The sequence below is a fragment of the Achromobacter sp. 2789STDY5608615 genome, from assembly GCF_001298995.1.
GTDB classification, from domain to species: Bacteria; Pseudomonadota; Gammaproteobacteria; order Burkholderiales; family Burkholderiaceae_B; genus Achromobacter; species Achromobacter insuavis.
Genome location: NZ_CYTY01000054.1, coordinates 1 through 20,219 on the forward strand (window position 1 = coordinate 1; position 20,219 = coordinate 20,219).

Below are 20,219 nucleotides of genomic sequence, written 5' to 3' on the forward strand. Positions count from 1 at the left end.
CCCCCCCAGGACGGCCCGCGCCCGCTTCAGGCCGGTTGATCCGCCCGCGCAACCACCGTGTCGTAGCCCAGCGCGCCGCTATTGATGTTCACCATGCGGGTATAGCGCAGCGTGTCGCCCTCGAACTCGCACAGCACCGTGTCGCGGAACGCGGTCTCCGGCAGGATCCACGTCATGTGCAGGCGGCGTTCGTCGAGCCAGGCGGCGCGCGCGACCACCACGCAATCGGGGATGTGATAGCCGTGGTGCAGGTCGCGCCCCGGCATGTCGGTCACGCCCTCGATCCAGCGGTCCCAGCCGGCCACGATCGTATGGGGGCCGTCGGCATCCGTCAGCGTGAAGCGGCAGCCCTCGGCGGACAGGTCCAGTTCGATGCCGGTGATGCCCTGGGCATTGTCGGCGGCCGTGAAGCGCAGGCGACGCGGCTGCGCGGGCGTCTGGCCGGCCTGGAACGGCGCCTTCCACGGCGCGGCCGCATCCTCGTGCTGCCAGGCCGCCAGGCGCGCGGCCAGGCGGGCATCCTTGGCGGCGTCGGGGTTCGACACGCCAAACGCCGCCGGGAAATGCGCGTTCATGTGCGGCACCAGGCGCGAACTGCCCTTCATCGCGCCGATCACCGCCAGCACCGCGCCATGCTCGGGATAGACGCGCACCATCTGCACGAACTTGCCGATGCCGGCGTAGGTCGCATCGTCATACACCCACCACTGATAACCATAGCCGGCGGACGGCCCCTGCGCGCGGGTCGCGGCGCGCACCCAGTCCGGCGGCAGCACCTGGCGGCCCTGCCAGGCGCCGTCCTGCAGGTGCAGGATGCCCAGCTTGAGCAGGTCCGCCGTCGTCGCCACCAGGCCGTTGCCGCCGGGGTTGACGCCGTCCGGCCCCACGTCCCAGGCTTCGCCGGCGATGCCCAGCGGCTCGAACAGGCGCGGCTTGAGATAGTCGTGCATGGTCTGGCCGGTCAGGCGCGTCAGGATGGCCGACAGCATGTAGCTGGCGGCGCTGGTGTAGACGAAGCGCTCGCCCGGCGCGTACGCCAGCGGGATCTTGAAGAACTCGCGCACCCAGCTGGTCTTGATGCCGCGCCAGACCGCGCCCGAGGTCTCCGATTCATGGCCGACGCTCATGGTCAGCAGGTGCTCGACCGTCATCGCCTCCAGGCCTGGCTGGCGGGCCTCCTCGGCGAACTCCGGGAAGAAGCCGATGACGGGCGCGTCCAGGCGCAGCAAGCCTTCCCGCACCGCCAGGCCGATGGCGCTGGCCGTGAAACTCTTGGCCACCGAATGCAGATTGCGCGGCCGGTGCGCGGCGTAGGGCCAGCGCCATCCCTCGGCCGCCACCGCGCCATCACGGAACAGCATGAAGCCATGCAGGTCCAGCCCGGCCTGTTCGACGTCGTCGAGAAAGCCGATCACGGCATCGGGATCGACGCCGGCGGCGCTGGCGGTCTTGCGAAGCAGGCCGTCGTGACGGGCCGTGGGGTCGGTGGCGGGAGCGGCGTCGAGCGGTGCGGACATGGGCGATGGCGAGGAGGGCGTCCGGCGCCGGGCAGCGCAAGCGGCGCGACGGGCGGACGCGGGGGGTGGCGTCGGACCGCCGGGCACGGCGCGCGCGGTTCGGGCGCCCGCCATGCCCTGGCGGCATTGCGGAAATTTTCTCACAAAATTGGCGCCAAAATATTGAGACCTGCGCCATTTGCCTGCTGCGTCGAGACGCTGGCGTTCCACCCCCCCTTCGCGGGCGAGAAGATCGAAGGCAATTGCGCGACGCCGCCCGCGTTGCCGTGACCCGGCTGCCCTTTCATTCCGCCGGCTCCGCCGTGATCCGGCTACTTTTTTTCCGCACCGACGCACCAAAAGCGTGCATGACGTCCCACATGGCAATCACGCAACAGCGGCACGGCAAGCGTTCGAAACTGCGAACAATTCTTGGTATCATTTCCTGCATATCGGCCGCTGGACCTGGCACAGGGACGCGGGTTCCTCGTGTCCTCCCCGCCGCTCGCGGGGACTCCCCAGCATGTCCAATCCCCTCCAGCTATTCTGCGAAGATCACTACGATTGGCTTTGCCAGTGGTGGCGGCATCGGCTTGGCCATGGCGATGAGGCGGCCGACCTGGCGCACGACACGTTCATCCGCGTCCTGCGCAAACCCCACGAAGTCAGCGCGCTGCGGCAACCGCGCGCCTACCTGACGACCATCGCGCGGGGCCTGCTCAACGATCATTGGCGCCGCCGTTCGCTGGAGCGGGCGTGGCTGGAGGCCGTGGCGGCCCTGCCGCCCGAGATGGAAACCTCGCCCGATGTCCTGCTGGGCGTGCAGCAGGCCCTGCAGCAGCTGGACCAGATGCTCGCCAACCTGGCGCCCCAGGCGCGCGAGGTCTTCGTCCTGTCGCAACTGGAAGGGCTTTCGTACGCCGAGATCGCCGCCCGCACCGGACTGAGCGACCGCACCGTGAAACGCTACATGGCACAGGGCTTCGAGATCTGCCTGACCCTGATGGAACACTGATCCGCCATGGCCGCCATCAACACCCCGTCCCCAGACGCCACGGTCATCCGCGAGGCCGCCCGCTGGCTGGTGCGCCTGCATTCGGGCGAGGCCGGACCGGAAGACCATGCGGCCTTCGAGCGCTGGCGCCAGGGCAACCCCGAACGCGAAATCGCCTGGCAGCGCGCGCAGCGCCTGAGCCAGCAATTCAACGCGGTGCCGCCCGCCCTGGGCGTGCCCCTGCTGACGCGGCAACGCCGCGCCAACCGCCGCGCGGTGCTGCGCACGGTCGCGGCGCTGGGCGCGACGCTGCCCGCGGCCTGGCTGGGCTATCGCCTGGCCGCCGCGCCTGACGGCGGCCAGGCCTACCGCACCGCGGTCGGCGGCCACCAGGACCTGACGCTGGCGGACGGCAGCCAGGTGCAGATGAACACCGATACCGACGTCGACGTGCGCTTCTCCGAGCACACCCGGACGCTGCAATTGCGCGCCGGGGAAGTCTACGTCCGCACCGCGTCCGACCCCATGGGCACGGCGCGGCCCTTCATCATCGAAACCCCCCAGGGACGCCTGCGCGCCCTCGGCACCCGCTTCGTGGTGCGGCGGCCGGAGGACGACGACGCGGCGACCGCGCTGACGGTGCTGGAACATCGCGTCGAGGTCACCCTGCGCAATGGCGGCGCCCCCCCCCCCGCATCGTCAACGCCGGCGAGTCGCTGCGCTTCACCGCGAACGCCTTCCTGCCGGGCCAGCCCGCCAGCCCCGAGGCGCCGGGATGGACGCGCGGCGTCATCGAGGCCAACAACATGCGGCTGGACGCCTTCCTGGCGGAAGTCTCGCGCTGCCGGCGCGGCGTCGTCCGCTGCGATCCGGCCGTGGCCGGCCTGCGCGTCTCGGGCGTGTTCCGCCTGCAGGACACGGACGCGGTGCTGGCGATCGTGGCCAGGACGCTGGGGTTGCGGGTGGTCGAGCGCACGCGCTATTGGGTGACGCTGTCGAGCCCGGCCGCGTGAACTGCCCTCCGGCCAGCAGTTTCATTTGGTTTCAATTCAGCTTCCCTTCCCTTGTCCCTTTTCCCATCGGCCGTCCGGCATAGCGGGCATTGATGATCAACCAGGGACGTGAACCGTGGCCTTTCGACTCCAATCCCCCCGCGCCCGCCAATCGGGACAAGGCGCCCGCCTGGCGGCGCTGACCTTCGCCCTGGCGGCCGCCTTTGCGGCCGCGCCGCCGGCGCGGGCCCAGGCGGCGCAGCAGGCCACGGCACGCGACTTCCACATCGCCGCGGGGCAACTCGATCAGGCCCTGACCGCCTTCGCCAAGGCGGGCGGCATCACGGTGTCGTTCCGTCCCGAGGACGCGGCCGGCCAGACCACCCGCGGCCTGCAGGGCAGCTACACGATCGACGCGGGCCTGGCGCAACTGCTGGCTGGCACCGGCCTGAGCGCGGAGCCGCAGCCGGGCCAGGGCTATGTGGTGCGCCCGCCGCGCGCCGCCGGCGCCAACACCCTGGAAGCGATCCAGGTCAGCGCCGACTGGCTCGGCACCGGCCTGGAGAACAGCGTCCAGACCTTCGGCGGCGCCCGCACCCTGCTGCGCAGCGACGACATCAACAACAGCGGCGCGACCAGCGTGGCCGACGTCCTGCGGCGCGTGCCCGGGGTGCAGATCAGCGGCAGCACCAGCGCCAGCGGCAGCTCGGTGGGCCTGCACGTCGGCATCCGCGGCCTGAACCCGCGCAACTCGTTCCGCACCACCATGCTGCTGGACGGCATCCCGATGGCCATGGCGCCCTACGGCCAGCCGAACCTGGTGATGTCGCCGACCAGCCTGGGCAACATCGAATCGATCGACGTGGTGCGCGGCGGCGGCGCGGTGCGCTACGGCCCGCAGAACGTGGGCGGCGTGATCAACTTCAAGACGCGCTCGATCCCCAACACCAGCGGCCTGACCGCCGATGCCTCGGCGCGCTACAACATCTTCAGCCACGGCGGCACCAACACCCAGTACACCGGCTTTCTCGGCACGCAGTTCGACAACGGCCTGGGCGTGGCGCTGATGTACTCCGGCATGGACGGCGAGCAATGGCGCGACAGCAGCCATGACCGCTACAACGACGTCGCGCTCAAGTGGCGCTTCGCGCTGACCCCGACCTCGGAGATCTACGGCAAGTTCTCGCACTACGACGTCAAGTCGATGACCCCGGGCGGCCTGACGGTGGCCCAGTACCGCGACGATCCGTTCCAGAACACCCGCCCCACCGACTACTGGAAGGGCCAGCGCGACCAGGTCGACGTCGGCTACCTGAACTCGCTGTCGGACACGCAGGAATTCGAGGTGCGCGTCTACCACTACGACAGCTCGCGCCAGAGCTCGCTGATCAACACCGCCACCGGCCGCAACGACTTCCAGCCGCGCAACAACCAGGTGCTGGGCATCGAGCCGCGCTATACCCAGCGCGTCGAATGGGGCCCGACCACGCACGACATCACCGTCGGCTACCGCTACATCCGCGAGACCGGCCAGGACCGGCGCTATTCGGAATCGCTGGCGACCGGCCGCCAGGTCGGCGTCACGCAGGTGTTCGACAACGAGACCGAGGCCCACTCGTTCTACCTGGACGACCGCATCGCCCTGGGCAACTGGCGCCTGACGCCGGGCGTGCGCTACGAGCGCATCCACAGCAACCGCAATCCCAGCGGCACCAGCGACGACACGCCGTTCGACGTGCGCAACAACCGCGCGCTGCCGTCGATGAACGTCGCCTACCTGGTCGACGACGCGCTCACGCTCTACACCAACTACAGCACCTCGTTCGGCGCCGTGCAGTACACCCAGCTGAACTCGATGTCGGCGACCAACCCGCTGAACCCCGAGGTCGCCAAGACGCTGGAGGCCGGCCTGCGTTATTCGGGCGAACAAGTCCATACCGAATTCACCGCGTTCAACCTGCGCTTCGACAACCAGATCCTGTCGATCCCCGGCACCAACCCGGCCGTGTTCCGCAACCTGGGCGCGACCACGCACAACGGCGTCGAGTTCGCAATCGACTACGACTTCGACAAGGCCGGCCCGCTCGCCGGCCTGAACGTCTACGCCAACTACACCTACGTGCGCGCCATCCAGAAGTCCGGCGAATTCGAGGGCAACGACGTGCCGTTCTACTCGCGCCAGACCGGCACGCTGGGCGGGCGCTACAGCCTGCGCGACTGGACCGTCAACGTCTTCACCACGATGCAGAGCGGCCAGCACTCCGACACCGCCAACACCGAACGCGAGACCGCCGACGCCAGCAATGGCCGCGTGCCGGGCTTCAGCGTCTGGAACGCCCAGCTCAGCTACAAGATTCCGCAATGGAAGGGCAGCGAACTGGCGTTCGGCGTGAACAACGTGTTCGACCGCCGCTACTACACCCGCAACGTCGACAGCAACGCCGGCCGCATGGTCGGGGCGCCCCGCATGGTCTACGTGCAGGCGCGCCTGGCGTACTGAGCGCGGCCCGCACATGGCGCGCCGCCTGTGGCTGTTCTGCCACCGCTGGATCGCGCTCGGCCTGGGCGGGATCCTGATCCTGTCCGGCTTGAGCGGCGCGCTGCTGGTGGTGGCGCGTCCGCTCGACCAGTGGCTGCACCCGGCGTATTTCGTCGCGGCCGGCGCCGCGACGGCGCAGCCGGCCTCGCTGGAATCGATGCGCGCCACGCTCGCGGCCGAGTTCGGCCCACTGGCCGCATTCACGTTCAGGCCGCCGCGCGAATCGGGTGAAACCGTGCAGGTCCGCGTGCGCGCGGCCTGGCGCGGCACGGTCTATCTGGATCCCGCCAGCGGCCGCGAACAAGGCCGGCGCGGCGACAACGACGGCTTCGTCGCCGTGGCCTACAACCTGCACAGCGCCCTGCTGCTCGGCCGCACCGGCAAGGCCGTGCTGGCCTGGGCGGCGCTGGCCTATCTGCTATTGATGCTGTCGGGACTGGCGCTGTGGTGGCCGCGCAAGTGGCCGCCGTCGTTGCGCATGGTGTTCGACAAGGGCGCCCTGCGCGCGCTGTTCGACGTGCACCGCAACGGCGGCGCGCTGCTGGCGCTGGCGCTGGCGGTCTGTATCGCCAGCGGCGCCTACCTGGCCTGGCGTCCGATCGGCGGCTGGATCACCGCCGCCAGCGGCCAGCCGCGCGTCGTCGCGCCCAAGCTGGCGCCCGGCGACGCGCCGATGCGGCCGCTGGACGAGCTGGCGGCCGCGGCCCGGGCGGCATTTCCCGGCGCCACGATCGGCTTCCTGCTCTACACCCCGCATCCCGACCGCCCGCTGGCGGTGCGCATGCGGGTGCCCGACGATCCGCACCCCAACGGCCGCTCGACGGTCTGGCTCGATCCGCGCAACGCGACCGTGGCGGCGGCGCACCGCTGGAACGAACTCGATCCCGGCGTGCGCATCAATTCGATCCTGTATCCGCTGCACACCGGCGAGCTGGGCGGCGTGGCGGGCGAAGCCGCCGTCGCCCTGCTGGGCCTGGCGCTGGGCGCGCTCGGCATCAGCGGGTTCTGGCTGTGGTGGCGGCGCCGCCCGCTGCGGCGCGTGCAGGCGCCAGCCAGCCAGCGCGTTGCCCGCGCGCCGCGTTGAGCGCGCGTCAACGCAGCGCCTACGCGGCGACCTCGGCCAGGGCCTTGGCCAGCCCCGCCTCGACCCGGTCCACATCGGCCGTGCCGTTGTAGCCATGAAAGCTGATGCGCAGGCGGCCACGTCCGTTCCAGGTCAGCACCTGCTCGCGGTCCAACGCTTCATGCAGCGCGCGGGCGTCGGCACGGGCAATGCAGACACTGGCGCCATGCCGGGCGGGATCGGCCGGCGTCGACGGCTCGATGCCCAACGCCGCCAGCCGGCCGAGCAGGTCGGTGGTCAGGCGCTGCACGTGCGCCTGGACGGCGGCGGCCTCGAACTGCGCCAGGTAGTCGAGCGCGCTGGACAGCACGTACAGGCTGGCGTGGGCCGGATTGCCGCGGGTGAAACGCAGCGCGTCGCCGCGCAGCGTGATGCCGGCGTCGAAGCGGGTGTTGTCGTTGGCCAGCGAGTACCAGCCGGCGGTGGCTGGCGCCCAATCCGGCTGGCGGCGACGGTTCCAGCAAGCGGTGGCGACGCCGGTCATGCCCAGCATCCATTTGTAGCTGGCGCTGAAGGCGAAGTCCGCCACCTCGGCGTCAATCGGCAGATAGCCCGAGGCCTGGGTGAAGTCGACGATCAACAGCGCGCCCACCGCGTCCGCCGCCCTCCGCAGCGGGCCAAGCTCGAAGCGCTCGCCATTCAGGTACGAGACGTAGCTGACCAGGATCACGCGCGTGCGCTCATCGACCCGGGCCGCGACGCCGGCGGCGCTGGCGGGGTCGGCGAACCGTACCTGGTAGGGCGCGTCGCGTCGCGCCAGGAACGGCGCCACCAGCGAGGGATATTCGGTGGCCATGGCGCAGATGTTGTCGCCCGGGCGCCAATCGATGCTTTCCAGCACCAGCGACACGCCCTCGGCGACGCAGCCCACCCAGCCGATATCGCCGGCCGGCATGCCCCATAGCGCCGCCACCTGCTGGCGCGCGCGCTCGACCTGCGCCTCCTGCGCGGCGCGGCCGCGGGCGCCGCTGGATTTGTCGCGGACATAGCGGCCATAGGCCTCGTCATGCCGGCGCAGGAACGCCGTCTCGCCGGCGGCGCACACGTGGGAAACACCCTCGGGGATGCGGAAGTCGCGAGGGTCGAACAGCGGATGAACGGTCATAGTGGTGAAAGGGGCAGGAGGAAATGGCGCTCAGGCGAGCGCGATGGCATTCAATTCGATCAGCGCGCCGTCGCGCAGCGGACTGATCGGCACGACGGTGCGGGCGGGGCGATGCTCGCCGAAGTAGCCGGCGCAGGCCTGGTTGACGACCGGCCACAGGGCGCTGTCGCACAGGAACACCTGCAGCGACACCACCCTGCCCGCCTCCGAACCCGCGGCGCGCAATACCGCATCGAGACTGCGCAGCACGCGCGCGATCTGCGCCGCGCCATCGACGCCGACGATGCGGCCGGACTCGGGATCGACCGGCAGCAGGCCGCAGACATGCACCATGCCCGCGGCCACGATGGCCTGCGAATAATGGCCGCGCGGCGTCGGCGCGCCGTCCGTGACGACGCGGCGCAGCGCGGGCGGCGCGAGGTGGGCGGCGGCGCTCATGCGTGCTCCTGAGTCGGCCGCATCAGCTTGCCCAGGAAGGCCTGCAGGCGCGGCGAACGCGGATTGTCGAACAGTTCGTCCGGCGCGCCCTCCTCCACGATCTGGCCCTGGTCCATGAAGACCAGGCGATCGGCCACCTTGCGGGCAAAGCCCATCTCGTGCGTGACGCACAGCATGGTCATGCCGCTATCGGCCAGCTCCATCATGGTGTCGAGCACCTCGTTGACCATCTCCGGGTCCAGCGCCGAGGTCGGTTCGTCGAACAGCATGACGCGCGGCTGCATGCACAGGGCGCGGGCGATCGCCACGCGCTGCTGCCGCCCGCCGGACAGCTGGCTCGGGTACTTGCCGGCCCGGTCCGGGATGCGCACTTTTTCCAGGTACTGCATGGCGGTGCGCTCGGCGCTGGCGCGGTCCAGGCCGCGCACGCGCATCGGCGCCAGGATGCAGTTTTCCAGGATGGTCAGGTGCGGAAACAGATGAAAGCCCTGGAACACCATGCCCACTTCGCGGCGGATGCTGCGCAGCACCTTCGGGTCGTCGGACAGCGCGATGCCTTCCACCGTGATGCTGCCGCGCTGGTGCGCCTCCAGCTGATTGATGCAGCGGATCAGCGTCGACTTGCCCGAGCCCGACGGACCGCAGATGACCAGTTTCTCGCCCGGCGCGACATCCAGCGTGATGCCGCGCAGCACATGCATGCGGCCATACCATTTCTCGACGTCCTTGAGCCGGATGGCCAGGGCGGCGCCTTGATTGTCGTGTTGAACCATCGTGTTCTCCATTACGGCGTCTGCCCCGCGGCGGGCGCGGGCGCTGTGGCCCCGCCGCGGCGCCCTTCCAGCCAGGCCGAATAGCGGCTCATGGCGAAGCAGATGCAAAAGTAGGTGGCGGCGGCGAAGGCATAGCCCTCGACGTCGAAGCCGAGCCATTCGGCGTCGCGCGAGCCGGCGGACACCGCCCGCAGGAAATCGGTCAGGCCGATGATCACCACCAGCGAGGTGTCCTTGAAAAAGCTGACCACGGTGTTGACCTGCATCGGCAGCGAACTGCGGACGCATTGCGGCAGGATCACGTCGCGCATCGTCTGCCAGTAGCCCATGCCGAGCGCGTGGGCCGCCTCCGTCTGGCCGCGCGGCATGGCCAGCAGCGCGCCGCGAAAGCCCTCGGCGAAATAGGCCGCGGCCACGAAGCTGTAGGCGATGTAGGCGCGCAGCAGCTTGCCCGGCGTGGCCGCTTCCGGCAGCAGCAGCGGCAGCGTCACGCTGGCCATGAACAGAATGGCCACGAACGGCACCCCGCGCAGGCCCTCGATGAACACCACCGCCACGTAGCGCAGCAGCGGAATGCTGCCGGTGCGGGCCAGCGCCAGCAGGATGCCCAGCGGGTAGCCCAGCGCCAGGCCGTAGGCGGCCAGCAGCAGCGTCAGCGGCAGGCCGCCCCAGCTGTCCGAGGCGACCGGCGCCAGGCCGGCCCCGCCCCCCATCAGCCACAGCACCACGGCCACGCTGGCCGCCCACACCGCCAGCAGCGGCGCGCGCCAGAAACGCGGCAACAGGCTGGCGGCGATCACCAGGGCCAGAATGGCCATGGCGATGCCGGCCCGCCACTGCTGCGCCGGCGGGAAGAAGCCGAACAGGAAGAAATCCAGCTTGACGCCGACGTAGCTCCAGCAGGCTCCGGCGGCGGCGCGGCAGGCCTGGGCGTCGCCCGTCCAGACCGCGTCGGCGATGGCCCAGCGCCAGACCGGCGCGGCCAGGCTGTAGAGAATGAGCAGGCTGCAGACCGTCAACAGGGTGCGCCCGGCCGTGCCGAAATACGGCCGCAGGAAAAGAGGCAATGTCATGGAATCATCCTTTGCGGCGCAGCCGTGCATACCAGAGGTTCAACGCCCATGAGGTCCCCAGCGTCAGCACCAGATAGGCGCCGGCCAGCAGCAAGACCCCTTCGATGGCATGCCCGGTGATATTGATGGTCGTGAACACCGACCAGAACAGGTCCGGATAGCCGATGGCGATGGCCAGGCTGGAGTTCTTGATCAGCGACACGTATTGCGCGATCAGCGCCGGCGCCATCATGCGCAGGGCTTGCGGAAACACCACCTCGCGCATCGTCGTCGGGCCCGACAGGCCCAGCGCCTGCGAGGCTTCCCACTGGCCGCGCGCGACCGAGTCCACCCCATTGCGCACGATCTCGGCGATGAAGGCCGCGAAGTACAGCGTCAGGGCGATCAGCATGGCGGCGAATTCCGGCGACAGGCTGGCGCCGCCCTGGAAGTTGAAGCCGCGCCGCACCGGCACGCTGACTTCGAACACGCCCAGCGCCGCGCAACACGACGCCAGGACGGCCAGGCCCGCCGCCGCCGCCCCGCCCATCCACAGCGCGCGGCCCGCGCCCGGCCGCAAGCGGCGCAAGCCGGCCCGCGCCGCCAGCGCGGCGGCCAGCGCGGCGGCCACACAGGCCGCCAGCGCCATGCCCTGCCCGGCCACCAGATGCAGCGACGGGAAATAGATGCCGCGCTGGCTCAGCGTCAGGCCGCCCCATTGCAGCGCCTTGGCGGCAGGCGGCAGCTTGAGCAGCACGGCCGACCACAGCAGGATCTGCATCAGCAGCGGCGTGTTGCGCAGCAGTTCCACATAGCCCAGCGTCAGGCCGCGCACCAGCGGATTGACGCTGCGGCGCGCCAGCCCGATGGCCACGCCCAGCACCGTGGCGCAGACACCGGCCAGCACCACCAGCATCACCGTGTTCAGCGCGCCGGTCAGGATGGCGTAGGCGATCGAGTCGGTCGGCGCGTACGGCAACAGCGACACGCCGATCTGGAAGCCCGCGGGCCGCTGCAGGAAGTCGAAGCCGACCGTCAGCCCCAGCCGCTGCAGGTTATCGCGCAGGATGAAGCCGCTGGCGATCACCAGCAGCGCCAGCGCCGCGCCCACCGCGCATTGCCACAGCTTGCGGCGCAGGGCGCCGGGCGTCTGGCCGCCGGCACGCAGCGGCGCCGGCGCCATCGTCGTCGCATCCGTCATGGCGTGGCTCACAGGAACGGCGGGGCGTATTGCAGACCGCCGTCGGTCCACAGCTTGTTCAGGCCGCGCGGCAGCTTGAGCGGCGATTTCTCGCCCAGCGAACGGTCATAGATCTGCCCGTAGTTGCCGACCTGTTTGACGATCTGGTAGGCCCAGTCGTCCGCCAGCCCCAGCTGCTTGCTCAGGCCGGGCGTCTTGCCCAGCAGGCGCGCGACCTCGGCGTTGGCGCCGTCGGCCCGCTTGGCCTCGACGTTGGCGCTGTCGACGCCGTTTTCCTCGGCCAGCAGCGTCGCGTAGATGGTCCACTTGACGATGTTGAGCCACTGGTCGTCGCCCTGGCGCACGATCGGACCCAGCGGCGACTTGGCCAGCACTTCGGGCAGGATGACGTAATCGTCGGGCTTGGGCGCGACCGAGCGATTGGCGGCCAGCTGGGCGCGGTCGCCCACGTAGACGTCGCAGCGGCCCTCGAAGAACGCGCGGCGCAGGGCGTCGGCGTTGTCGATCGAGATCGGCTTGTAGCGCATGCCGTTGGCCTGGTAGAACGTGGCGATGTTCTGTTCGGTATTGCTGCCCGGCAGCAGGCAGATGCTGGCGCCGTCCAGCTCCTTGACCGAGGTCACGCCCATGTCCTTGCGCACCATGAAGCCCTGGCCGTCATAGACCGTGATGCCGGCCCACAGCAAGCCCAGCTGCGAATCGCGCGTGAAGGTCTGGGTGGTCTGGCGGATCAGCACGTCGACGTCGCCCGACTGCAGCACGGAAAAGCGGTTCAGCGGCGAAGTCGCCACGAAGGTGACCTTGTTGGCGTCGCCGAGCGTGGCGGCGGCGATGGCGCGGCAGAAGTCGACGTCGATGCCGCGCAGCGTGCCCTGGCTGTCGGGCGAGCCGAAGCCCGGCATGTCGTTCAGGGCGCCGCAGCGCAGGGTGCCGCGGCTCTTGACGGTGTCCAGCGTGGACGCCGCGTGCGTGGAAACGGAAATGACAGCCAGCGCGAGGCCGGCCAGAAGACTGGGCAGACGCATGAATTCCCCTTGTATATGTGTCGTCCCGGCGGAAGCGGGAACGTGCAGGCAGTGTAGGGAGCGCCATGGCGCGGACCTAGCCGATTGCGCTACTATCAGCCATGCATTATTTGCATACCTTGCAGCAGGCGCGGTCGTGTCGACCCGATATGCATGGCGCAACGGATCGGTCGATCATGAATACGCAGCAACTCGAATACCTCAGGGAGGCCGTGCGGGCGGGCAGTTTTTCCCGGGCCGCCGACACCCTGGGCCTGAACCAGTCCGTCCTGAGCCGGCAGGTGGCAGCGCTGGAACAGGAAATGGGCTGTCCGCTGCTGCGGCGCCATGGCCGCGGCGTGATCCCCACCGCCGCCGGCGAACGCCTGCTGGAACTGGCCGCCGGCTTCCTGCAGCAGGTGGCCCAGATCAAGGCCGAGGGCAAGGCCGCCGACCGCGACCTGGCCGGTGTCTTCAAGCTGGGGGTGCCGATGTTCTTCTCGCAGTCGATCGCCCCCAAGCTGATGGCCAGCGTGCAGCGCCAGTACCCCGCCCTCACCTTCGTCGTGCGCGAAGGACACAGCGGCGATCTGCATGACTGGCTGCTCGCCGGCGAGCTTTCCGCCGCCGTCATCTATGAACCGAAGCGGCCGCGCCAGCTGGCGGGCGACCTGCTGTTCCTGGAACCCGTCTACGTGGTCGGCTCGCGCGACCTGGCGCGGCGCCATGGGCTGGATCTGGACCAGGGCCTGACCCTGGAGCAGCTGGCGCGGCTGCCGCTGCTGATTCCCACGCGGCGCCATGGCACCCGCCTGGACCTGGACCAGGCGATGAAGCAGCTGCAGCTGACGCCGCACATCGTGCACGAGGTCGACGCCTTGGGCGCGCGCATGCTGCTGGTGCGCGACGGCGTCGGCGTCACCATCTTCGAATCGGCCGGTCTGCTGAGCGAGCGGCGCGATCCGCACCTGTTCGTGGTGCCCGTCGTGGCGCCGCCCTTCTTCCACAAACTGATGTGGGTCGACGGCCGCGAGCAGCAGGCCGGCGCCCCCCCTGGCGCGCCTTCACCCACGCCGTCAAGCGCGACATCGTGCAACTGCGCGCCGGTCTCGGCGATGTCGACATGCCAACAACGGACCCGCGCCTGCCGCGGCCCTGAACCCTCACCGAGCCACCGGGAACCCCAGAATGAAAATCGCCATCGCCGCCGACCACGCCGGATACGACCTCAAGGAAAAACTGAAGCAGTCATTCGCGTCGATCGACTGGCTCGACCTGGGCACCCACAGCGAGGAATCCGTGGACTATCCCGCCTATGGCTTCGCCATGGGACAGGCCATCACCGACGGCCGCGCCCGCCTGGGCATCGTGATCTGCGGCTCGGGCATCGGCATCTCGATCGCGGCCAACCGCTACGCGGCAGTCAGGGCGGCGCTCTGCGCCAACGCCACCATGGCGCGGCTGAGCCGCCAGCACAACGACGCCAACGTGCTGGCGCTGGGCAGCCGGATCATCGGCCTGGACGTCGCGCGCGACTGCGTCGGCGCGTTCCTCGACACGCCGTTCGAAGGCGGGCGCCACCAGCGCCGCGCCGACATGCTGGCCACGCCCGAGCGCTGACGCCCCGCTAGCCGGCGCCGCGCGGCGCCGTCAACTGACGCCGCGTCTCATCGGCCAGGCGATGGATGCTGTCGGGGTCCAGGCTGGACATCAGGCTGTAGCCCAGCCCCTGGTCGGCCCACGAGTAGCCCGCCACGCCGTCCTGCCGGTGCGGCACCATCTTCATGTCGCCCTCGACCTTCATCGGCCGCACCAGCATGGTCACGCGCGTGCCGCGGTCATCGTCGTACATGAACAGGGCGGCCGGACCGTGCTCGGTCGCGACCAGGCGTCCGCCCATGTAGCGGTAGCCCGACTGGCTCAGGTCCGGCACCGACACCGCATGGTTCAAGCGCTGCGACACCCAGCTCACCAATTCGGGCGTGCTGTCGGCGCGCAGCTCCACCGGCCGGGTGCGATCCGCCGCATAGACCTGGTAGCTGCTGGCCGCCTCGCGCGCCAGCGCCGCGACGCCGGCCTGGTCGGCCGGGCCGCGCAGGAACCAGCCGCCGGTGCCGCCCAGGGTGAAGGCCAGCGCCACCGACGCCGCGATCTTCCACGGCACGCGGCGGGCGGAGCGATGCGCATCGACCAGCCGCGACAGGTTGAGCGCGGCCGGGATCGGCTCCTGAGCGATCGGCGCCAGCGCGGCGCGCAGGTCCTCGCGTTGCGCCAGGTAGCCCTGCACGCGGCGGGCCGCCTCGGGATGCGTGTCCAGGTACTGTTCGACGCGCGCGCGCATGTCGGCGTCCAGCGCGCCATCGACATACGCCAGCAGGTCATCCTCGAGTAAAGGTCGGTCCATGTTCATTTGACTCTCCGCAAGGCGGGACGAGCGGGCGCGGCAACGTCGCCCTGTATCAGGTTCAGCAGTTTTTCACGGCCGCGCGACAGGCGCGACATCACCGTGCCGATCGGCACGTCGAGCACCTTGGCCGTCTCGGCATAGGACAGGCCCTCCACCGACACCAGCAGCAGCACGCTGCTCTGCTCCTTGGGCAGGGTGTCCAGGGCGCGCAGCAACTCGCCATAGCGCAAGCCGTCTTCCTGCGTGGCGCGGGTGGTCAGGACGGCCTCGTCGATCTCATCCAGCGGCAGGTGATGGCCGCGCGCGCGGGTCTGCCGCAATACGTTCATCGCCAGGTTGTGCAGGATGGCGAACACCCAGCTGCGCGTGCTGCCGGCGTCGCGCCGCTTGTGCCATTGCGCGATGACGCGTTCCAGGCAGTCCTGGACCAGGTCGTCGGCCACCGCCTGGTCGCGCAGCAGCGCCCTGGCGTAGCGGCGCATCGCCGGAATCATCGGCTCAATCAGTTGGACCAGATCGTCCATACGGGGACTCTCTCCATGCTTGCCTTGCATTATCGCGCCGGCCGCGCATGGCCACGGGGCCATGCGCGGCCGGCGTTCACAGCGCCTGGACCTGCACCGGCGCGCCCGGCTTGCCGTCGCGCAGCGGGGCGATCACCAGGTAGCGACGCGCGTCCGTCGCCGCGCCGGCGCCCTGCACGATCTGGCGGATCGGCCCGATGGCGTTGACGATGGCCGACCCGGCCGGTTTGGTCATGAAGTTCGACAGCGCTTGCAGCTGACCCGACCCATCGGCTTGCTCCGACAGCGCCAGCACGTACGGCTGCTTCGGTTGCAGGCCGGTGGCCGAGGCCTGCAGCACCTGCGTCAGGCCCTGGTCGAACAGGGTGACGCTGGTCGGGGCCGACGCCGCCAGCTGCCGCTTGCCGTCGGCCCACGCCTGCAGCTCCAGGTGCGCGGCCTGCCCGGCCACGCCCAGGGGCTGCAGGTTCTGCAGGCCGTCGCCCTGCGGCACGGCGTCCGGCACATAGTTGATGGCCTGCGGCGCCTGGCCGATCGGCACGTTGGCGACCACCTTGTTGGTCGCCGTGTCGATGGCGGCCAACTGGTCGGCATTCTCCAGGCCGACGTAGACGCGGCTGCCGTCACCCGACGGCCACACACCGTGCGGCAGCTTGCCCACGCCGATCGTCGCCACGCGCGAGAAGTCATCCGTGCGGTAGACCTGCACCTGGTTCAAGCCGCCCACCGTGATGTAGGCGTAGGTCGCCTTGTCCTTGCCAGTGCGGGCGAAATTCACGTGGTTGGTGATGGGGCCGGTATCGAGGGTCTTGAGCAGCTTGAACGGCGGGCGCGCGTCGAACACCTGCGTCTTGCCCACGTCCTTGAGCGTGAACCACACCTGCCGGCCGTCCGGCGTGGCGGCGATGTTGGGGCAGAACGGACTGGCCTGCGCGACCTTGCCCACGATCTTGTGGTCGCTCACGGTCACCACCACGGTCTCCGGATTGAACGACGAACAGATGTAGCCGTACTTCCCGTCCGGCGAAAAGATCTGCATGCCCGGGCCGGCCGCCGTCTTGATGCGGTCGGTTTCCTTGAACGTCGCGGCGTCGATCACCGAGACGTAGTCCTCGCCGCGCACCGTGACCCAGACTTCCTTGCCGTCGGGCGTGTAGAAGGCCTCGTGCGGCGAGCGGCCCACGTAGGTGGTGTGCTTGACCGTGTTGGTCTGCGTATCGATGAAGGTGACCGAATTCGAGCCGATGGACACCACCGCCAGCGTGCGGTGATCAGGCGCGAAGCCCATGCCGTGGACCAGCACCTGGCCCTTGTACAGCGGACTGAAGTTGCCGGGCGCCGGATCGCCCAGCCGGATCACGCCCAGCAGCTTGTTGTCCACCGGGTCGGTGACCGAGACGGTGTTGGAAAACTGTTCGGCGGCATAGATTCGGTCGCGGTGCGACATCGGAATGTCGGTCGCTGCCGCCGCGGCGGGCGCCTGCCCGGCGAACACGGCCGGGGCCAGGGCCAGCGCGACGGCGCCGGCCAGGAGATTGAGGGATGAACTACTGGGCATGGGAAGCTCCGTGGTGGGACTGGGCGGGGGCTGGGGCCGGCCGCAGATCGGCGGGCTGGTCGGGCGCGGGACGCGATTCGGGCAGCGGCTGGCCCAGCGCCAGGCGCATGGCGGCGATTTCCTGCTGCTGCTCGACAATGATTTCCTGCGCAAGGCGGCGCAGCTGTTCGTTCTTGCCATAGCGCAGTTCGGCCATGGCCATGTCGATGGCGCCCTGGTGATGCGGCGCCATCATGGCGACGAAATCCTGGTCGATGTCGCCGCTGGGATGGGGCGCCATCGCGTCCATCATGCGGTTCATGGCGGCGTCGTTTTCGGCCAGGAACGCCGCTTCCTCGGCGGATGGGGCGGACTGCGACCAGGCCTGGCCACTGCCGGCGCCCGCCAGCAGGGTCAGCGCGCAGGCGAGCGCGCGCCTGCGCCACAGGTGATGGATTCCGGACATGGCGGCTCCTGTCTGTTGCGGGGTCCCCAATGGACCCTCATCAGCGCAGACAATCGAGCCGGGCGGTTTATTCCACGGGGTGCGAGGCCGCGCTGCCGGCCACGGCCACCGGCGGCAGCGGCGTGGCGGCCTGCTCGAACGCCTCGGCCGCGTGCAGCAGGTCCAGGTCGCCGTGCAGCGGCGCCACCAGCTGCAACCCGAGGGGCAGGCCATCCGTCCCCAATCCACAGGGCACGCTGATCGCCGGGTGCCCGGTCAGGTTGAACAGCATGGTCCACGGATACCAGTGGGCGCGGATGTCCTCATAGGCGCGGCCATCGATGTCGAGCGTGTCGAAGATGTCGGTGCCCAGCGGCAAGGCGGTGCGCGATATCGTCGGCATCGCCAGCAGGTCGGCCTGGCCGAACAGCGCCTGCACCTGGCGGTAAAGTGTGGTGCGGGCGAACATGGCCTCCTGGTACTGCTGCGCGCTGAACTGCGCGGCCGAGGCGACCTGGCGCTGGAACGTGGGGCTGTAGGCGTGCGGCTCGCGCGCGATCAGCGGCAGGAAGCGCGTGCGCCAGACCGTGTGATTGATGACGCGCCAGACCGGCTCGATATCGAAGGCAGCGCCGTCAAACGGCTCCACCTGCGCGCCCAGGTCGGCCAGGCGCGCCAGCGCCGCCTCGAACGCGCGGCGCGCATCGGCGGCCACCGGCCGCCCGGGCGGCGCGAGACAGTAGCGGATGCGCTTGCCGCGCAACGCCTCGGCGCGGGCGGCAGCGCCGTAGTCCGCCGCCGGCACACCCAGCGACCAGGGGTCGCAGGCATGCGGCCCGGCCATGGCCGCCATCATCAACCGGGTATCCGCGACCGTGCGCGTGGTGGGCGTGACGTAGGTCTGGTTGCCGATGGCGTCCTGCGCCTGGCTGTGGGGAATCGCGCCCAGGCTCTGCTTGAAGCCGACCACGCCGTTGCACGCGGCGGGGATGCGGGTGGAGCCGCCGCCATCGGTGGCCACGGCCAGCGCGGTGATGCCTGCCGCCGTCGCGGCCGCGGCCCCGCCGCTCGACCCGCCGCAGGTGCGGTCCAGATTCCACGGATTGCGGGTATGGCCGAACAGCGGCGAGTCGGTCATCGACTTGGAGCCGAACTCGGGCGTGGTGGTCTTGCCGATCAGGATCGCGCCCTGCGCGCGCAGGCGCGCCACCGCGACCGCATCCTCGGCCGGCACGTTGTCGCGGAACGGCACCGCGCCGAACGTAGTCCTGACGCCCGCGGTATTGACCAGATCCTTCACCGTGAGCGGCAGGCCGTGCAGCAGGCCCACCGGCTCGCCGCGCATCAGGGCCGCCTCGGCGGCGCGGGCCTCGTCCATGGCACGCTCGAAGCACAGCGTGATGAAGCAGTTCAGCAGCGGCTGCAGCCGCTGCGCCCGCGCGAGCGCCGCGCCCACCAGTTCCACTGGCGACACGGACCGGTCACGGATGCGGCGCGCGGCCTCGACCGCGCTCAACGCGCAAAGGGAATCGTCCATGGATGCGCCGCCTATTCGTCGAAGGCGATGCCGGCGGCCTTGACGATCGGCGCCCAGTGCGCGCGCTCCACGCCGATGCGACGCTTGGCCTCCTGCGCGTCCCGCGGCTCGACCACGAAGCCGGCGGCCTGCAGCCGTTCGATCAATGCGGGCTGCTTGCCGGCGGCGACAAAGGCCTGCTCCAGGCTCGCCACGGTGGCGTCCGGCGTGGCGGCCGGCGCATAGATGCCGTACCAGCTGGCGGCATGCTGGTACTGCGGGAAGCCCTGCTCCAGCAAGGTCGGCACGTCCGGCAGCATGGGCAGGCGGCGGCCGCCCGCCACGCCCAGGAACTTGATCTTGCCGGCGTTGTACAGCGGCAGCATGCTGGCCACGGCATCCCAGCCCATGGAGACCTCGCCGCCGGCCACGTCCACCAGCATCGGCGCCGCGCCGCGATACAGCACGGGCACGACCTCCAGGCCGTTCTGGCCGCCCATCTCGATCGTGCCCAGCTGGCCGGGGCTGCCTTGCGTCGCCAGGCCCAGGGTCGCCTTGGCGCGCGCCTGCCGGGCCCATTTCACGTAATCGGCCATGCCGCCATAGGGTTGCGTGGCGCCCGCGACCGCGGCGGTGGGCACGTCCGCCAGCAACGCCACCGGACGCAGGTCATGGTCCGGGTCGTATCCCAGCTTGCGGTAGGTCAACGGGAAGATCACGAACATCGGCGACGACCCGAGGTACAGCGTCAGGCCGTCCGGCTTGGCGCGCTTGACCACGTCGAAGCCCAGCCGTCCCGAGGCGCCGGGGCGGTTCTCGACGATGACGTTGCCATAGCCCGCCGTCTGCAATTGCTCGGCATAGGCGCGGGCCACGGCGTCGGCCGCGCCGCCGGCGGCGTAACCGACCACCAGCCGCACAAGCTTGTCGCCGCCGGCCGGCGCCTGGGCCAGGACGTGGGAGGGCAGGCCTGCCGTCGTCGCGACGGCTAGGAGGAAGGCGAGCAAGCGGGTGCGGTCAAACATGGCGTTCTCCTTGTGCGCCTATGATCGGGCCGGCTGGGGTTACCGTAT

Annotated in this window: 19 protein-coding genes and 1 pseudogene; 6 read left to right on the forward strand and 14 right to left on the reverse strand. The window is 70.1% G+C overall.

Going from position 1 to position 20,219, the window contains the following annotated elements; translation table 11 throughout:
• Positions 1-26 precede the first annotated feature (26 nt).
• Together AOZ49_RS28510 and AOZ49_RS32745 are read right to left on the reverse strand one after the other, a co-directional pair.
• Positions 27-1,517: a serine hydrolase domain-containing protein gene (locus tag AOZ49_RS28510; RefSeq protein ID WP_054479168.1), complete on the reverse strand. Its 1,491-nt coding sequence runs from the start codon at positions 1,515-1,517 to the stop codon at positions 27-29.
• Between the two features lie 140 nt (positions 1,518-1,657).
• Positions 1,658-1,804, reverse strand: coding sequence for a hypothetical protein (locus AOZ49_RS32745; RefSeq protein ID WP_156355772.1), 147 nt, complete (start codon positions 1,802-1,804; stop codon positions 1,658-1,660).
• Between the two features lie 215 nt (positions 1,805-2,019).
• Between AOZ49_RS32745 and AOZ49_RS28515 the strand changes: the two genes are divergently transcribed.
• The 4 genes from AOZ49_RS28515 to AOZ49_RS28530 all read left to right on the forward strand — a co-directional run bounded on the left by AOZ49_RS28515 (position 2,020) and on the right by AOZ49_RS28530 (position 7,105).
• Complete coding sequence (locus AOZ49_RS28515) at positions 2,020-2,511, forward strand: sigma-70 family RNA polymerase sigma factor (RefSeq protein ID WP_054428818.1); 492 nt, start codon at positions 2,020-2,022, stop codon at positions 2,509-2,511.
• A 6-nt stretch (positions 2,512-2,517) separates the two neighbouring features.
• Positions 2,518-3,480: a FecR domain-containing protein gene (locus AOZ49_RS28520; RefSeq protein WP_231690466.1), complete on the forward strand. Its 963-nt coding sequence runs from the start codon at positions 2,518-2,520 to the stop codon at positions 3,478-3,480.
• 138 nt (positions 3,481-3,618) lie between these two features.
• Positions 3,619-5,982: a TonB-dependent siderophore receptor gene (locus AOZ49_RS28525; RefSeq protein WP_054479170.1), complete on the forward strand. Its 2,364-nt coding sequence runs from the start codon at positions 3,619-3,621 to the stop codon at positions 5,980-5,982.
• Positions 5,983-5,995: 13 nt separating this feature from the next.
• Positions 5,996-7,105, forward strand: a complete 1,110-nt coding sequence (locus AOZ49_RS28530; RefSeq protein WP_054479175.1) for a PepSY-associated TM helix domain-containing protein — start codon at positions 5,996-5,998, stop codon at positions 7,103-7,105.
• 19 nt (positions 7,106-7,124) lie between these two features.
• On the opposite strand, the gene AOZ49_RS28535 is transcribed toward AOZ49_RS28530, so the two are convergent.
• The 6 genes from AOZ49_RS28535 to AOZ49_RS28560 are packed head-to-tail and all read right to left on the reverse strand — an operon-like array spanning position 7,125 to position 12,738.
• Positions 7,125-8,249, reverse strand: coding sequence for an aminotransferase class V-fold PLP-dependent enzyme (locus AOZ49_RS28535; RefSeq protein WP_054428822.1), 1,125 nt, complete (start codon positions 8,247-8,249; stop codon positions 7,125-7,127).
• A gap of 30 nt (positions 8,250-8,279) precedes the next feature.
• Positions 8,280-8,687: a RidA family protein gene (locus AOZ49_RS28540; RefSeq protein WP_054479177.1), complete on the reverse strand. Its 408-nt coding sequence runs from the start codon at positions 8,685-8,687 to the stop codon at positions 8,280-8,282.
• Positions 8,684-9,460 carry an amino acid ABC transporter ATP-binding protein gene (locus tag AOZ49_RS28545; RefSeq protein WP_197286797.1) on the reverse strand — a complete coding sequence of 259 codons (777 nt, stop codon included), beginning with the start codon at positions 9,458-9,460 and terminating at the stop codon, positions 8,684-8,686. The genes AOZ49_RS28540 and AOZ49_RS28545 overlap by 4 nt, the downstream gene beginning before the upstream one ends.
• Positions 9,461-9,471: 11 nt before the next feature.
• Positions 9,472-10,533, reverse strand: coding sequence for an amino acid ABC transporter permease (locus AOZ49_RS28550; RefSeq protein WP_180180190.1), 1,062 nt, complete (start codon positions 10,531-10,533; stop codon positions 9,472-9,474).
• 4 nt (positions 10,534-10,537) lie between these two features.
• Positions 10,538-11,713 (reverse strand): ABC transporter permease subunit, encoded by a 1,176-nt coding sequence (locus AOZ49_RS28555; protein ID WP_156349958.1) that lies wholly within the window; start codon positions 11,711-11,713, stop codon positions 10,538-10,540.
• Between the two features lie 8 nt (positions 11,714-11,721).
• On the reverse strand, positions 11,722-12,738 hold the full coding sequence (locus tag AOZ49_RS28560) for an amino acid ABC transporter substrate-binding protein (protein WP_054428827.1): 1,017 nt from the start codon (positions 12,736-12,738) through the stop codon (positions 11,722-11,724).
• Between the two features lie 176 nt (positions 12,739-12,914).
• Here AOZ49_RS28560 and AOZ49_RS34065 point away from each other — a divergent pair.
• Positions 12,915-13,658 (forward strand): annotated as a pseudogene (locus AOZ49_RS34065) (LysR family transcriptional regulator); the annotation flags it as partial.
• Positions 13,659-13,905: 247 nt separating this feature from the next.
• The gene (gene rpiB, locus AOZ49_RS28570; RefSeq protein WP_054428829.1) at positions 13,906-14,337 is read left to right on the forward strand and encodes a ribose 5-phosphate isomerase B; all 432 of its coding nucleotides are present in this window, start codon (positions 13,906-13,908) and stop codon (positions 14,335-14,337) included.
• A gap of 7 nt (positions 14,338-14,344) precedes the next feature.
• Here the strand turns inward: rpiB and AOZ49_RS28575 are convergent, their stop codons facing one another.
• From AOZ49_RS28575 to AOZ49_RS28600, 6 genes are all read right to left on the reverse strand, one after another.
• Positions 14,345-15,121, reverse strand: a complete 777-nt coding sequence (locus AOZ49_RS28575; RefSeq protein WP_231690468.1) for an anti-sigma factor family protein — start codon at positions 15,119-15,121, stop codon at positions 14,345-14,347.
• A 2-nt stretch (positions 15,122-15,123) separates the two neighbouring features.
• Positions 15,124-15,648, reverse strand: a complete 525-nt coding sequence (locus tag AOZ49_RS28580; RefSeq protein ID WP_054428831.1) for an RNA polymerase sigma factor — start codon at positions 15,646-15,648, stop codon at positions 15,124-15,126.
• Positions 15,649-15,724: 76 nt separating this feature from the next.
• Positions 15,725-17,206 (reverse strand): YncE family protein, encoded by a 1,482-nt coding sequence (locus AOZ49_RS28585; RefSeq protein ID WP_054479190.1) that lies wholly within the window; start codon positions 17,204-17,206, stop codon positions 15,725-15,727.
• Positions 17,196-17,651, reverse strand: a complete 456-nt coding sequence (locus AOZ49_RS28590; protein WP_054428833.1) for a DUF305 domain-containing protein — start codon at positions 17,649-17,651, stop codon at positions 17,196-17,198. The genes AOZ49_RS28585 and AOZ49_RS28590 overlap by 11 nt, the downstream gene beginning before the upstream one ends.
• Positions 17,652-17,718: 67 nt before the next feature.
• Positions 17,719-19,167, reverse strand: a complete 1,449-nt coding sequence (locus AOZ49_RS28595) for an amidase (protein WP_054479191.1) — start codon at positions 19,165-19,167, stop codon at positions 17,719-17,721.
• A gap of 11 nt (positions 19,168-19,178) precedes the next feature.
• On the reverse strand, positions 19,179-20,171 hold the full coding sequence (locus AOZ49_RS28600) for a Bug family tripartite tricarboxylate transporter substrate binding protein (RefSeq protein WP_054479194.1): 993 nt from the start codon (positions 20,169-20,171) through the stop codon (positions 19,179-19,181).
• Positions 20,172-20,219: the final 48 nt, after the last annotated feature.

What these genes read in the sequence shown, in the direction of transcription:
- AOZ49_RS28575 (WP_231690468.1), bottom strand. Translation starts at nt 15,121, where the DNA reads ATGGACCGACCTTTACTCGAGGATGACCTGCTGGCGTATGTCGATGGC.
- AOZ49_RS28550 (WP_180180190.1), bottom strand. Translation starts at nt 10,533, where the DNA reads ATGACATTGCCTCTTTTCCTGCGGCCGTATTTCGGCACGGCCGGGCGC.
- AOZ49_RS28520 (WP_231690466.1), top strand. Translation starts at nt 2,518, where the DNA reads ATGGCCGCCATCAACACCCCGTCCCCAGACGCCACGGTCATCCGCGAG.
- AOZ49_RS32745 (WP_156355772.1), bottom strand. Translation starts at nt 1,804, where the DNA reads ATGAAAGGGCAGCCGGGTCACGGCAACGCGGGCGGCGTCGCGCAATTG.
- AOZ49_RS28530 (WP_054479175.1), top strand. Translation starts at nt 5,996, where the DNA reads ATGGCGCGCCGCCTGTGGCTGTTCTGCCACCGCTGGATCGCGCTCGGC.
- AOZ49_RS28580 (WP_054428831.1), bottom strand. Translation starts at nt 15,648, where the DNA reads ATGGACGATCTGGTCCAACTGATTGAGCCGATGATTCCGGCGATGCGC.
- rpiB (WP_054428829.1), top strand. Translation starts at nt 13,906, where the DNA reads ATGAAAATCGCCATCGCCGCCGACCACGCCGGATACGACCTCAAGGAA.
- AOZ49_RS28510 (WP_054479168.1), bottom strand. Translation starts at nt 1,517, where the DNA reads ATGTCCGCACCGCTCGACGCCGCTCCCGCCACCGACCCCACGGCCCGT.
- AOZ49_RS28555 (WP_156349958.1), bottom strand. Translation starts at nt 11,713, where the DNA reads ATGACGGATGCGACGACGATGGCGCCGGCGCCGCTGCGTGCCGGCGGC.
- AOZ49_RS28535 (WP_054428822.1), bottom strand. Translation starts at nt 8,249, where the DNA reads ATGACCGTTCATCCGCTGTTCGACCCTCGCGACTTCCGCATCCCCGAG.
- AOZ49_RS28590 (WP_054428833.1), bottom strand. Translation starts at nt 17,651, where the DNA reads ATGTCCGGAATCCATCACCTGTGGCGCAGGCGCGCGCTCGCCTGCGCG.
- AOZ49_RS28600 (WP_054479194.1), bottom strand. Translation starts at nt 20,171, where the DNA reads ATGTTTGACCGCACCCGCTTGCTCGCCTTCCTCCTAGCCGTCGCGACG.
- AOZ49_RS28515 (WP_054428818.1), top strand. Translation starts at nt 2,020, where the DNA reads ATGTCCAATCCCCTCCAGCTATTCTGCGAAGATCACTACGATTGGCTT.
- AOZ49_RS28595 (WP_054479191.1), bottom strand. Translation starts at nt 19,167, where the DNA reads ATGGACGATTCCCTTTGCGCGTTGAGCGCGGTCGAGGCCGCGCGCCGC.
- AOZ49_RS28540 (WP_054479177.1), bottom strand. Translation starts at nt 8,687, where the DNA reads ATGAGCGCCGCCGCCCACCTCGCGCCGCCCGCGCTGCGCCGCGTCGTC.
- AOZ49_RS28585 (WP_054479190.1), bottom strand. Translation starts at nt 17,206, where the DNA reads ATGCCCAGTAGTTCATCCCTCAATCTCCTGGCCGGCGCCGTCGCGCTG.
- AOZ49_RS28545 (WP_197286797.1), bottom strand. Translation starts at nt 9,460, where the DNA reads ATGGTTCAACACGACAATCAAGGCGCCGCCCTGGCCATCCGGCTCAAG.
- AOZ49_RS28560 (WP_054428827.1), bottom strand. Translation starts at nt 12,738, where the DNA reads ATGCGTCTGCCCAGTCTTCTGGCCGGCCTCGCGCTGGCTGTCATTTCC.